The 12,303-nt window shown below is 71.0% G+C and carries 12 protein-coding genes; 6 read left to right on the top strand and 6 right to left on the bottom strand.

What is annotated here, in order from left to right:
- Positions 1-44: 44 nt before the first annotated feature.
- Entirely contained in the window at positions 45-929 is an 885-nt protein-coding gene (locus JIX55_RS43050) for a LysR family transcriptional regulator (protein ID WP_257568631.1), read from the top strand.
- 57 nt (positions 930-986) lie between these two features.
- Here JIX55_RS43050 and JIX55_RS43045 read toward each other — a convergent pair whose 3' ends face one another.
- From JIX55_RS43045 to JIX55_RS43035, 3 genes are all read right to left on the bottom strand, one after another.
- Positions 987-3,131 (bottom strand): putative bifunctional diguanylate cyclase/phosphodiesterase, encoded by a 2,145-nt coding sequence (locus JIX55_RS43045; protein ID WP_257568630.1) that lies wholly within the window; start codon positions 3,129-3,131, stop codon positions 987-989.
- Entirely contained in the window at positions 3,128-3,940 is an 813-nt protein-coding gene (locus tag JIX55_RS43040; RefSeq protein WP_257568629.1) for an SAM-dependent methyltransferase, read from the bottom strand. The genes JIX55_RS43045 and JIX55_RS43040 overlap by 4 nt, the downstream gene beginning before the upstream one ends.
- A 382-nt stretch (positions 3,941-4,322) precedes the next feature.
- Positions 4,323-5,324: an SCO0930 family lipoprotein gene (locus tag JIX55_RS43035; RefSeq protein WP_257568628.1), complete on the bottom strand. Its 1,002-nt coding sequence runs from the start codon at positions 5,322-5,324 to the stop codon at positions 4,323-4,325.
- 273 nt (positions 5,325-5,597) lie between these two features.
- Between JIX55_RS43035 and JIX55_RS43030 the strand changes: the two genes are divergently transcribed.
- The 3 genes from JIX55_RS43030 (at position 5,598) to JIX55_RS43020 (ending at position 7,764) form a co-directional block, all read left to right on the top strand.
- Positions 5,598-6,218 (top strand): hypothetical protein, encoded by a 621-nt coding sequence (locus JIX55_RS43030; RefSeq protein ID WP_257568627.1) that lies wholly within the window; start codon positions 5,598-5,600, stop codon positions 6,216-6,218.
- Between the two features lie 16 nt (positions 6,219-6,234).
- On the top strand, positions 6,235-6,999 hold the full coding sequence (locus tag JIX55_RS43025) for a bestrophin-like domain (protein WP_257568626.1): 765 nt from the start codon (positions 6,235-6,237) through the stop codon (positions 6,997-6,999).
- A gap of 246 nt (positions 7,000-7,245) precedes the next feature.
- A complete protein-coding gene (locus JIX55_RS43020) occupies positions 7,246-7,764 on the top strand; it encodes a hypothetical protein (RefSeq protein ID WP_257568625.1) in 519 nt (172 codons plus the stop codon).
- A 118-nt stretch (positions 7,765-7,882) separates the two neighbouring features.
- Here JIX55_RS43020 and JIX55_RS43015 read toward each other — a convergent pair whose 3' ends face one another.
- Positions 7,883-8,374 carry a hypothetical protein gene (locus JIX55_RS43015; protein ID WP_257568624.1) on the bottom strand — a complete coding sequence of 164 codons (492 nt, stop codon included), beginning with the start codon at positions 8,372-8,374 and terminating at the stop codon, positions 7,883-7,885.
- A gap of 333 nt (positions 8,375-8,707) precedes the next feature.
- Between JIX55_RS43015 and JIX55_RS43010 the strand changes: the two genes are divergently transcribed.
- Positions 8,708-9,379 carry a class F sortase gene (locus JIX55_RS43010; RefSeq protein ID WP_257568623.1) on the top strand — a complete coding sequence of 224 codons (672 nt, stop codon included), beginning with the start codon at positions 8,708-8,710 and terminating at the stop codon, positions 9,377-9,379.
- 36 nt (positions 9,380-9,415) lie between these two features.
- On the opposite strand, the gene JIX55_RS43005 is transcribed toward JIX55_RS43010, so the two are convergent.
- Entirely contained in the window at positions 9,416-10,273 is an 858-nt protein-coding gene (locus JIX55_RS43005) for a polysaccharide deacetylase family protein (protein ID WP_257568622.1), read from the bottom strand.
- A gap of 146 nt (positions 10,274-10,419) precedes the next feature.
- On the opposite strand from JIX55_RS43005, the gene JIX55_RS43000 reads away from it, so the two are divergent.
- Complete coding sequence (locus tag JIX55_RS43000; RefSeq protein WP_257568621.1) at positions 10,420-10,881, top strand: universal stress protein; 462 nt, start codon at positions 10,420-10,422, stop codon at positions 10,879-10,881.
- A gap of 26 nt (positions 10,882-10,907) precedes the next feature.
- Here the strand turns inward: JIX55_RS43000 and JIX55_RS42995 are convergent, their stop codons facing one another.
- Positions 10,908-12,059: a CapA family protein gene (locus tag JIX55_RS42995; RefSeq protein ID WP_257568620.1), complete on the bottom strand. Its 1,152-nt coding sequence runs from the start codon at positions 12,057-12,059 to the stop codon at positions 10,908-10,910.
- Positions 12,060-12,303: the final 244 nt, after the last annotated feature.

Raw genomic sequence — 12,303 nt, 5'->3', positions numbered from 1 at the left:
GCTCGATTCGATAGCCGGAAACTATCGTCCCGTATCGTGGAAGGATGCAGTTCCAGCAGCTCCAGTACTTCGTGGCGGTCGCCGAGACCAGGCATTTCACCCGGGCCGCGGATCTGGTCCACGTGGCGCAGCCGTCGCTGTCACAGCAGATCAAGGCGCTGGAACGGGAGCTGGGGGCGGACCTCTTCCAGCGGGCGCGCGGCAACATCACGCTGACCGACGCCGGTGAGGCGCTGCTGCCGCTGGCCCGCCGCATCCTCGCCGACACGGACACCGCCCGGCACGAGGTGCAGGAGCTGGTGCAGCTGCGCCGGGGCCGGGTGCGGCTCGGCGCGACCCCTAGCCTGTGCACCGGCCTGCTCCCCGACGTGCTGCGCGCCTTCCACGACCGCTACCCCGGCATCCGGCTGCTGATCGAGGAGGGCGGCTCCCACGACCTCGTACGGCAGCTCGCCCGCGGCGCCCTCGACCTGGCCCTGGTCGTCCTCCCCCTCCCCACGCCGTCCCCCGCGCTGACCACGGTGGAGCTGCTGCGCGAGGACCTGGTGGTGGTGTCCTCCCCGGATGCGCCGAGGCCCGGCAACGGCCGCCGTACCGTCCGCGTCCCCGACCTGGAGGGCGAGCGCCTGGTCATGTTCCGGCACGGCTACGACCTGCGCGAACTCACCGTCGCCGCGTGCCGCTCCGCCGGGTTCGAGCCGGACTTCGCGGTGGAGGGCGGCGAGATGGACGCGGTGCTGGGCTTCGTCCGCGCCGGCCTGGGCGTCGCCGTGGTCCCCCGCATGGTGGCCACCCGCTCCGGGCGGGGCCTACGGGTCACCCCGCTGGCCCGGCCCGGGCTGCACCGGACCATCGCCCTGGCGCACCGGAGTGACGTGGCCCCGCCGCGGGCCGCTCGGGAGTTGCAGCGGATGCTGCTGGAGCGGTGAGTCCCCCGGCGCAGCGGATGCCGCGATGGCCGGGAGCCTTCTCGGCCCGTAACCCGTTCAGCCCGTCGCGTCCACCAGCGCCAGTTCGTGCAGCCGCTCCGGCGGGCCCGGGCGGGCGTAGTACCAGCCCTGGGCCGTGTCGCAGCCCAGTATCCGCAGCTGTTCGGCCTGCGCGCCGGTCTCGACGCCCTCGACGGTGACCGCGAGGTCGAGGCTGTGGGCGAGGGAGACGATCCCCTCGACGATCTTCAGATCGACGGGGTCGGCCGGGAACTGCTGCATGCTCTGGGTGAAGGATCTGTCCAACTTCAGTACGCGGACCGGCAGTCGGCGCAGATTGGCGAGGTTGGAGTAGCCGGTGCCGAAGTCGTCGAGGGCGATGTCGACGCCCATCTCGGAGAGCCTGCGCAGGGGTTTGAGCAGGTCGTCATCGGCGCCGATCAGGGCGGACTCGGTGACCTCCAGGCAGAGGGCGTCGGGTTCGAGGCCGACGCGCTCCAGGATGTCCACGGTGTCCTGGACCAGGGCCGGATGGGTGAGCTGGCACGGCGACAGGTTCACGTTGACGCGCAGTGGGCCCGCGGCCCCCGTCCCGCCGTGACGTTCCTGCCACTCGCGGGCCTGACGCACCGACTGCTCCAGGACCCAGCGGCCGAGCGGCACGATCAGGCCGGTGCGCTCGGCGAGCGGGATGAAACGGTCGGGGCCGATGACGCCGTGCTGCGGGTGCAGCCAGCGGACCAGGGCCTCGGCGCCGCGTACGGTGCCGTCGCCGAGGTGGACCAACGGCTGGTACTCGATGAAGAACTCGCCCCGGTCCAGGGCGGCGGGCAGTGCGGTGGTGAGCCCGTGCCGGGTGATCGCGCGGGCGTCGGCCTCGGCGTCGGCCATCTCGTAGCGGTTGCCGCCCGCCGACTTGGCCCGGTACATCGTGATGTCGGCGCTGCGCAGCACCTCCGCCGGGCCGCGCTCCCCCGCCGGGCCCTCGACGATGCCGATGCTGCCGCGGACCAGCAGTTCCCGGCCCTCGATGCGAACCGGGGTGACCAGCGCGTTCATGATGCGGTCGGCGAGTTCGTCGACCTCGCGTTCGGTGTCGGTGCCGGTGGTCAGGGCCACGAACTCGTCGCCGCCGAGCCGGGCGACCATCTCGCCGGGCGCGGTCGCGCAGGACTGCAGCCGGTCGGCGACCTCGACGAGCAGCCGGTCGCCGGCCGCGTGCCCGAGGCTGTCGTTGATGGTCTTGAAGCCGTCGAGGTCGAGATAGCACAGGCCGAAGCGCTGGCCGTCGCCCGCCGCGAGGGCCTTCTCCAGACGCTCGAAGAACAGGGTGCGGTTGGGCAGTCCGGTGAGGGCGTCATGGGTGGCCTCGTAGCGGAGGCGGAGGTTGAGCAGACGGCGCTCGGTGGTGTCCTCCATGAGGGCCAGCTGGTACTGGGGACGGCCGTCCGCGTCACGCAGCAGGGACACCGTCAGGTTGGTCCACAGGACCGTTCCGTCAGGTCGGTGGAACGCCTTTTCGGTGTGGTAGTGCTCGCGCTCACCGCGGACCAGTTCGTCGTACAGGCGCCAGACCTGGGGCGCGTCGTCGGGGTGCGTCCACTCGGTGACGCTGCGCCCGCGCATCGCCTGCTCGGTGACGCCGAACATGCGCAGCAGAGCGCCGTTGACCTGGAGGATGTTGCCTTCGAGGTCGGCGATGCCGATGCCTATGGCGGCGCCCTCGAACACCGCGCGGAAGCGGGCCTCGGTCGCGTGCAGCGCCCGCGCGACCGCGCCCTGGGCCTCCAGCGCCGCGCGGGCGATCGCCTCCTGCTCGGCCAGCGTCCGCTGCCGCAGTGCCTCGGCGTATCCGGCGGCCATCGCGGACTGCAGCCGCGCGGCACGGGCCCGCAGATCCTCCCGGGGTCCGTCGCCGCCGCAGTAGAGCACCAGGTAGGCGTCGACGCAGTCCAGGGTCTGGCTGAGCACCTCGGGCTCGGTGCAGTGCGCCTCGACGAGGGCGGCACCGACGGCCCTGCCCGCCTCGGCGTCGTACGTCCTGGCCCGCAGCGCCTCGCTGAGCCCGCGGGCCAGCGGCAGAAGTCGTTCCTCGAACTCGGGCCGGGTCAGCGACGTGGAGGTGGCGGGGAAGACCGCGCGGCTCCAGATCGTCGCGAACCGGCGGAGTCTGTCCTCCGGCCCGTCCGGCTCCGCGCTCACGCCTTGGTCCCCACTCCGGCGAACCCGGAGAAGGCGTACGGATCCTCGTCCTCCGGAGCCGTGTCGGGCCGCCACTTCGCCATCGGCACCAGTCCGGGTTCCACCATGTCGTACCCCTCGAAGAACCGCGCGATCTCGTCCCGAGAGCGCATGATCAGCGGATTGCGAATGTCCTTGTACACGTCCACCGCGCCCTCGGCCCGCTCCTGGGGAAGCGGGATCCCTTCGAAGGAGGCGTGCGAGACGACGAGTACGCTGCCGGGCGCGAGCGCGTCGCGCAGCTCGGCCACCGCTCCGTACGGGTCGTCCATGTCCTCCACGAAGTGCAGTATGGCAACCAGGAGCAGCGCCACCGGCCGGTTCAGGTCGATCAGTCGCTCAACGCGGGGGCTCGCGAGGATGTCCCGGGGCTTGCGGAGGTCGGCCGCGACCACGTCCGCGCCGTCGTTGCCCTCCAGAACCGCCTGGCTGTGTGCTACGGCGACCGGGTCGTGGTCGACGTAGACGACCCGTGCTCCGGGGCTGGCGTCCTGGGCGACCTCGTGCACATTTCCGAAGGTGGGGATCCCGGATCCGACGTCCAGGAACTGGGTGATGCCCGAACCTGCCGCGTACCGCACGGCGCGGCGCATGAACGCCCGGTTCGCCTGCATGATCTTGGGCAGGCCCGGCATGAAGTCCATGGCCCTGCGGGCCGCTTCCCGGTCGACCTCGAAGTTGTGCGAACCGCCCAGGTAGTAGTCGTACATCCGGGCCACGGACGGCATCGAGATGTCGATGCTCCGAGGAGCCCAGGCGGGACGCTCCATCTGTGTTCTCCAACGCGTCGGGGGTGGCGTAGGCGATCCGGTGTTCGAGCTGAGGCTACTGATCGTCCGCCAAAGGAGCGAGTAAAAACGGAAATTGACCGTCCGTTCACGGTCACTGCCGATGGCACATGCCCAACCTCCGGAGCGAACATGCCCGTTCGGGTCCCGCCAGTACCCGAGCCCTCCAACGCCGGTGCCCGGACACGGCTGTTCGACCGTGCCCGGGCATGCCAAGCGGTCCGCCCCCTCCGCGCGGTGCGGAGGGGGCGGACCCGGATCGGCCGCGCTGCTGTGGTGTGTCCGGCACTCTTTGTGCTCGTCCACTCCCTTTCGCGTGCGGTGTCCTGAATGGCGAGGCGATCCACCCTGGGGAAGGTGATCCTTACTTCTTGGCGCCGATCGGCTCTCCGTCGCCGTTGATGGCGAACCAGGTACCGCCCACACCCTGGCCGTTGGTGTCACCCGGGGCCTTGTCGCTGGCGAAGGTGTAGAGCGGGATGCAGTTGATGGTCTGCTGCTTGATGCCGTCGGGACGGTCGAAGACCGTGTAGCCCTTCAGCAGGATGTCCTTGGTGTCGTTCTTGTCGACGGGGGCGACAACCGGCCACTTGTCGAGGCAGGCGCCGGTGCAGGCCGTCGACATCGGCCACTGCGTGTCCTTCATGAACCGGTAGACGGTCATGCCGTTCTTGTCGACGACGATCTCGCCGAGCTTGGCGTCCTTGCGGGTGGTCAGGCCGACCTGCTCGACGGCCTCGCCGCCTGCGTCGCCACCGGCGTCGCCCGCGGCGGCTCCGCCGCCCTTGGTGGAGGCCTTCTTGCCGTTGGGGTCCGAGGCGAACCAGGTGCCCTTGAGGCCCTGGCCCTTGATGTCACCGGCCTTGGTGTCCTTGGCGAAGTAGTACATGGGCCAGCCGCCGACCGTCAGCTGCTTGGTGCCGTCGGGGCGGCTGACCTCGCCGAGCAGCGCCTTGTCGACACCCTCGGCAGCAGTGGCGCCCGAGGCGGGCACCGGCGGCCACGTGGTGGCGCACTCGCCCTCGCAGGTCGTCTTCGGCGGCTCGAAAGAGTCCTTGTCGAAGCGGTACAGGGTGCGTCCGGCGCTGTCCGTGAGGACCTTGCCGTACTCGTCGCTGTTCCACACGGTCAGCTGACCCGCGGCGGCCGCGGTGGTCGACTGGGCCTGCTCCGACGTACCGGAGCCGGCCGTACCCGCGCCCGCCGTACCCGTACCGGCGATGGTGCCGGCACCGAGCGTCGGGGTGGAGGCGGCGCCCACGTTCTGCGAGGACGTGGACCCCTGTTCCTGACCGCACGCAGTCGTCAGCACCAGCACAGCCGCAGCGGTGGCTACGAGTGAGGCGCTCCGCCAGGAGGTCTTCATTCCAACTCCCCGTGATTCCGGTGGGTGTTGCAGCGCCCTACTGCGCCGCTCGCTGGCCCTAGGTACGGGCGGGAGTGGCTGAAGTGTTCAACGCGGCACGATTTTCTTTCCGAAGTCTGTGACACGGTTCGTGGCGCGGCCTGCGGAGGTATCGAACAAGGGGTCAGCCTCCGACACCCGCACTCAAACCTTCGGGACCGTTTTTCGCTCCTTCGGAGCAATCCCTCCACTGCTCCGGCGTACGCGGGCGGGTGAGCACGGAAGATCTCCGACGTGCAAGGACCCCAGCGGATCCGATCCGTTCTCGCCCTGCGGCTGTCGGCCCTGCTCACCCTCACCTGGCTCCTCACCGGAGCGCCGAGCGGCACGGCGGTCGCCGACGCCTGTGCGTACGCCTCTCTCGGGCCGGACGGCGGCGGCGCGGTCGCCGTGGCGATCGGGAGCACCGACTCCTGCGAACGGGTTCCGGAGACCACACCGTCGCCCACGCCCACGCCGTCCCCCACACCCGATCCGCCGCCGGAGCCGACGTGCCCGCCGGAGCCGACGCCCGCACCGACTCCTCCGCCGGAGCCGCCGCCGTCCACGCCCGCCCCCACACCCGACCCCGCACCGACGCCGACGCCGACGCCCACTCCGCCGCCCCCGAGGCCCGCGCCACCGCCACCGCCTGTCACCGAGGCGCCCCGGCCCGCCCCCGCCCCGCCCCCCGCCCCGAAGCCGAAGCCCACGCCGAGCCCGCGTCCCGAGGCCTCGCCGACCCCGGTGAACTATCCGCCGTACCGGACGCCGGCCCGCTCGCAGACCAAGCGCTCCGGTCCGTCCCTCGTCTCGCTCGCCCTGCTCGTCACCGTGCCCGCGGTGTTCGCCGCCGCCGCCCTGCGTCCGCGCTGACCCCTGGAGGAACCTCTTGTCGGAATGGCTTGTTCTCACCCTCGCGATGGGGGCGGCCTGTGTCGTCGTCCTCATCGTGGCCGTGGTCCGGCATCACGCCGCACCCGCGGACGAGGACCCGTCCGAGACCCCGGACGTCATCGAGTACATCACCATGATGATCGGCGTGGTGTACGCCATCGTCCTGGGCCTGGCCATCGCCGGTGTCTGGGAGGCCCGCAGCGCCGCACAGGACCAGGTCCAGGCGGAGGCGCAGGCCCTGCACGAGATCAGTGAGCGGGTGCGGGTGTACCCCGAGGACGTGCGCGACCGCATCCGCGGCGACATCGACGCGTATGTCGGCCACGTGGTGACCACCGAGTGGAAGGCCATGGCCGAGAAGGGCGAGGTGACCGAGCGCGGCACCGAACTGTTCGCAACCGTCCGCCGTGACGTCACCGACTACGAACCGCGCAACGACTTCGAGGCGCAGTCCTACCAGCCGCTGCTCGACCAGGTGGCGACGGCCGACGCCGCGCGCGGCAGCCGCGCGGACTCCACCGGCGAGACGATGCCCGGTGTGGTGTGGTTCGGCCTGATCATCGGCGCCGTCGTGACGGTCGGCATGGTGTTCGCCCTGCAGATCCGGCGTACGGCGCGCGAGCTGATCCTCGCCGGTCTGTTCTCCGCCCTCATCGCGTTCCTGCTGTTCCTCGTCTGGGACTTCGACGCGCCCTACAGCCGGGGACTCTCGGCCACAGCGGACCCGTTCCTGACCCTGTTCCCGAACGTGCGCGGGTGACGGTCCCTCATCCCGGTGACACGGCCGGGGGACGGGTGCCACGCCGCGCCCGTCCCCCGGCCGTACGCATGCCGGTCCCCCGTGCGGAGCAACGATTGCCCCTGTGCGGAGCAACGCTTGCCCCATTCGCGCGACTGCGATCGCGCCACTGAGCGCGCCTTCCTAGCGTTTCGGTCATCGAGGTGCATTTCAGGCGCAGGCGGAAAAGGTCCGCAGCAGGCTCCTCGGGGACCCGGAGGCTCATCCATGCGCGCGATACGTGTCGCTTCGGCCGCTCTGCTGGGCGTGACCGCCCTTTCCCTCACCGTTCCCGCCGCACACGCGGCCCGGGCCGGCGACATCACGTCGTTCGGCTTCAGCGTTCTGCCCTCGACGATCGACGCCGGCGGGCAGGTGACCCTTCGCGTCGACGGCTGCCACGACAGGACGACCGTCTCGTCGGGCGTCTTCGACACCGTCACCATTCCCAAGGGCCAGTCCTCGGCCAAGGCCACCGTCGACTGGGACGCCAAGCCCGGCGCGGTGTACGAGGTGACGTTCCAGTGCGGCAACGAGAGCGGCCAGACCGACCTCACCATCGCCGCCGGTCACCCGACCCACCACCCGACCCACCACCCCAGCGGGGGCTCCCACGCCGGGGCCGGCGGCACCGTCGCGGGCTTCGACCTCCAGGAGATCGGCCTCGGCGCCGCGCTCGTCGCGGGTTCGCTGGCCGTGGCATGGCACTGGTCGCGCCGCCGCACCGAGGACGGCGACCACACCTGACCGCCGTTCCTCGCTCCACCGTCCACAGCAACGTCCACAGCCCTTCGCCCCGGACCCTCTCGGGTACCCGGGGCGAAGGGCTGTGCTGCGTACGATCCGTGCTCCGAAGGGGGCGGGCTCAGATCTTGTTCTCGGAGCGGCGGCGCATCCAGAACACCCCACCGCCGACGACCGCCGCGGTCACCAGTCCCCCGCCGATCGCGATGTCGGTCGGCGTGGCCCCGGTGGAGTTGCTGCCGCCGAGACCGCCGCGGACGCCGCCGATCACGGTGAAGACGCCGTTGAACGTCTTGCGCTTGCCCTCACAGTGGGTGGTGACGCTGTACGAGCCGGGGCCGGCGTTGGAGTTGACCCGGACCGTGGCCGTGGCGGTCGTGCCGCCCATGGAGGTGAGGTTGGTGGTGGGGAAGGCGTTCGAGCTGATCGTGCTGCCGGTCATCGTGCACGCGTCACCGCCGCTGACGGTGAGGACGAGCTGCCCACCACGGGCGATGGCGCTGGGGGCAGCCGTGACCGAGCTCGGTTGGTCCCAGGCGGCGGCCGAAGGCGCGGCGAGGCCGACCAGGGCGACCGCGGCGGCCGAGGCCGCCAGGGCACGAGTAGTACGCATGTGATCCTCCGCGGAAGACGCCCCGGGACCCGTCCCCGGTCGATCGGCGAGAAAGCGCCTCCCAGAAAGACCCTCAGTTGCCGTGCGCGGGCCCGCATTTCGGCGCTGGTCCGTCCTGGTGAGCGGACACGCCGGGATATCTCCGTATGATCGGATATCGCCGCAGGTCATGGACCGTCAGAAAATTCTGGTGGGCGGCAACTCGGATGGCGCAGAACCCCTCGTCACCGCCACCCGTTCGCACCTGCCCCGTCGCCGTCGCCGTGCGGCACGCTTAGCGTTTGTCGTATGCGCGACGGATGCGGCGACGGCCGTGTCGAGAGGGGATGGCGAATGTTTTCGTCCGGACCGGCCGAGGCCGAATGGGAGGAGCGACGGCAGAAGCGCGCTCCGTGGGGCGTGATAGCGCTTGTTCTGCTGACCGGCCTCGCCCTCATCCGGAACGGTTCGGGGGAGTTCGACGTGGGGCCACCGCAGCCCGCGTCGGCGGCGGCCGCCGACACCCGCAGCACACCCCACGGCACCTTCGCCCATGTCCCCGACCCGCTGCCGTACGCCATGGTCGACCGGGTGCGGATCCCCTCGATCCAGGTCGACGCGCCCGCTGTGGCCGTCGGGCTGGACGCGGAGGGCTGGGTGGACGCGCCGCCGGCCCACGACAAGAACCTCGCGGGCTGGTTCACCGGCGCGGTCTCCCCCGGCGAGAAGGGCACGGCCGTCGTCGTCGGCCATGTCGACAACGATCAGGGGCCCGCGGTGTTCTACGGACTCGGGGCGCTGAAGAAAGGCAGCAAGGTCGAGATCCTGCGTGCGGACAGAAAGACCGCCGTGTTCGAGATCTACGGCATCGAGGTCTTCGAGAAGAACAATTTCCCGGGTGACCGGGTCTACGGGAACAGCGGAATTCCCGAATTGCGGGTCATCACCTGCGGGGGTGGTTTCTCCAAGCAGAACGGCTACGACGGGAACGTCGTCGTCTTCGCCCGCCTGGTCGAGGTTCGCTGAGCGTTCCCCGGCCGGGCGGGCGAAGGCCCACCGGCACTATGTGTATTTCCGCCGCGGCACGGTGATGCGATAGCCGGAGTCCAGCAGAGCGGGAAGATAGTCGCGCAGCGCCCGTACGCTCTGCGAGCGGTCGCCGCCCGCGTCGTGGGAGAGCACGACGACACCGGGGCCCGCGCCCTTCTCCACCCGCTCGGCGATGGTGCGCGCCCCCGGGGCCCGCCAGTCGAGGGTGTCCACGGTCCAGCCGAGCGGCTCCATGCCGAGTTCGGCGCCGAGTTGGAACGCGGCCCGGTTCCAGACGCCGTACGGGGCACGGAACCACAGCGGCGGTTCGCCGTACGCCTTCTCGATGATCTCGGAGGTACGGGCCATCTCCGCATGGATCCTGGACCGGGAAAGGGTGGTGAGCAGCGGATGGGACCAGGTGTGGTTGCCGACCACATGACCGTGGTGGGCCATCTCCCGCAGCAGGTCCTTGTGCTGGACCGCCATCCCGCCGCACACGAAGAACGTCGCCCGGACGTCGTGGTCGCGGAGGATGCGCAGGATGTCCGGGGTGTAGCGCGGATCGGGCCCGTCGTCGAAGGTCAGCACCATGCTCCGGCCGCGCCCGTCCACCCTCAGGAACGGCTCACGCCGGACGGCGGCCCGGACCAGGGTGCGGCGCCGGGTGGGCGGGCCGTACCCGGCGATGGGCTCAAGACGGTACGCGGAGGGCTTGAGCCCCCGGCGGGCCCTCGGACCGGCGGCCGGGGCGACGGCGCGGGTCGGTGCCGGACCGGACGCCCCGTCTCCGACGAGCAGAGCGGCGGTGCCCGCGGAACCGGCCGCACCCAACAGGGCGGCGCCGCCGAACAACAGGCGCCGTCGTGTGAACCTCTGATCCTTCGTCATGACTCATCAGTCGACCAATTCGGGAACGACGCACCACCACGACACCGGTGCGGCGGCATGAAAACACCCGATGGGAGTAGTTTTCCGCGCCCTCGGTGACCGCCCGGCGCACGCCGGGGCCCGTGCGCTCGGATAGCCTCGCGACCGTGAGCGATCAGCAAGCACAGCGCTTCGAACGGGGCACCGACGGACCCAGGGTCGTCCTCGTCGGACTGGACGGCTCCGACTCCTCCCTGCGCGCCGTGGCCTACGCGGCCGGCCTCGCCCGCCGCCAGCACGCGCTGCTCGCCATCGTGTACGTGCAGCCGCTCCTGGCGGCCAGTGCGGCGCTCGGGGTGCCGGTGGCCGGGACGACCGATGAGATCGCCGCGCACCTCGTCGCGGAGATCCGGGAGGCCGCCGAGCAGGTGAAGGGCATCTTCGAGGTGCGCTGGGAGTTCCACACCTTCCGCGGCGACCCGTACAACGGCCTCGCGACCGCGGCGGACCAGCTGAAGGCGGACGCGGTGGTGGTGGGCGCCTCCCAGCAGGCCGGCCACCGCTTCGTCGGCTCGGTGGCGCTCCGCCTGGTGAAGGCGGGCCGCTGGCCGGTGACGGTCGTGCCGTAGCCCGGACCGGGGAGCGTGCACGATGTCTACCGCCCCATGACCAAGCCGTCCTGCGCCGCGCCCCGGCTGAGGACTACGCCCCGGATACGGTCGCGTACGGAGGTGACATCCGCCCCCGCCCCGGACGCGATCGCGGAGTTGAGGTCGACGACCCGCCCCGAGCCGACGTCGAACCACTGCGGCACGAACTCGGCCTTCTTCACCGTCCACCGGCCGCCCTCGCGCGTGGCCGGGGCGAAGGTGAAGCGGGCCAGGGTGCCCTGGTTGCCGCGCGGGTCCACTGTCCCCGAGTGGTTGTACATGGTCCCCGCGATCTGGTCGCCCATCCCGTAGACGACCCAGGTCCCGTTGACCTTCTCGTACGCCTGCGGGACATGGGCGTGCGTGCCGAGGATCAGGTCGATGTCGGGCCGCCCGTCGGTGGCCGCCGCGGTGAGCTCCTCCGCGAGGCTCAGCTGTTGGGCGTCCGGCGCGTCCTGCCACTCGGTCCCCCAGTGCAGCGACACGACCACGACGTCCGCGCCCGCCTGCCGGGCGGCCCGCGCGTCCGCGGCGATCCGCTCGCGGTCGATCAGGTTCACGGCCCAGGGCCGGTCCTCCGGAAGCGCAATGCCGTTCGTCCCGTACGTGTACGCCAGATGCGCCACCTGCGCGCCCCTGACCCGCATCAACGTCGGACTCTGCGCCTCCTCCGCCGTGCGCGCCGATCCCGCGTGCCGCACTCCGGCGCGATCGAGCGCGTCCAGCGTGCGATGGATACCGGCCGCGCCGTCGTCGAGCGTGTGGTTGGAGGCGGTGGAGCACGCGTCGTACCCGGTGGCGGCGAGCCCGTCCGCCACCTGCGGCGGCGACTTGAACGTGGGGTATCCGCTGTAGTTCCCGTCCGCCCCGTACACCGTCTCCATATGGCAGATCGCCAGATCCGCCTCGGACACCACGGGTTTCACACCCGCGAGCATCGGCCTGAAGTCATAGCCGTCGCCACCCGCGTCCGTGTATGCCTTCTCGATGATCGACATGTGCGGGAGGACGTCACCGGAGGCGACGAGGGTGAAGGCGCGGGGGTCTCCGGCAGGGGCCGATGGCCCGGGGCGAGAGGGCGAGCCTTGGTACTGGCAGGCGGCCGTGAGGAGGAGAACGGCGAGAGCCGCGACGGTGGGTCGCCGGTATGCGGTCATCGATGAGCACCCCGTTGTGGTCGTATTTAATTACGAGTCGGTATGAATCCACATACAAGGGCACAGAGCAGTCAAGTAGGCATACCGGCGCACGGATGCGTAATTAACCCGTCCGGCGTTCGAGGACGAGGCCGACGGCCGATACGGGGGTCCGGGGGCGGAGCCCCGAGACACCGGCAGACCGTTCGTCGCACCGTTCGCCGACAGGTTCGACCGCCCGCCGCACACCCGTGACCGGCCCCTG

Source organism: Streptomyces sp. DSM 40750 (genome assembly GCF_024612035.1).
Classification (GTDB): domain Bacteria; phylum Actinomycetota; class Actinomycetes; order Streptomycetales; family Streptomycetaceae; genus Streptomyces.
Note: the sequence above shows the minus strand (reverse complement) of the source record. Positions and strands in the feature narration are given on the sequence as shown.

Coding starts and splice junctions, on each gene's coding strand:
- JIX55_RS43050 (WP_257568631.1), top strand. CDS start 45: ATGCAGTTCCAGCAGCTCCAGTACTTCGTGGCGGTCGCCGAGACCAGG.
- JIX55_RS43040 (WP_257568629.1), bottom strand. CDS start 3,940: ATGGAGCGTCCCGCCTGGGCTCCTCGGAGCATCGACATCTCGATGCCG.
- JIX55_RS42995 (WP_257568620.1), bottom strand. CDS start 12,059: ATGACCGCATACCGGCGACCCACCGTCGCGGCTCTCGCCGTTCTCCTC.
- JIX55_RS43010 (WP_257568623.1), top strand. CDS start 8,708: ATGTTTTCGTCCGGACCGGCCGAGGCCGAATGGGAGGAGCGACGGCAG.
- JIX55_RS43035 (WP_257568628.1), bottom strand. CDS start 5,324: ATGAAGACCTCCTGGCGGAGCGCCTCACTCGTAGCCACCGCTGCGGCT.
- JIX55_RS43020 (WP_257568625.1), top strand. CDS start 7,246: ATGCGCGCGATACGTGTCGCTTCGGCCGCTCTGCTGGGCGTGACCGCC.
- JIX55_RS43015 (WP_257568624.1), bottom strand. CDS start 8,374: ATGCGTACTACTCGTGCCCTGGCGGCCTCGGCCGCCGCGGTCGCCCTG.
- JIX55_RS43005 (WP_257568622.1), bottom strand. CDS start 10,273: ATGACGAAGGATCAGAGGTTCACACGACGGCGCCTGTTGTTCGGCGGC.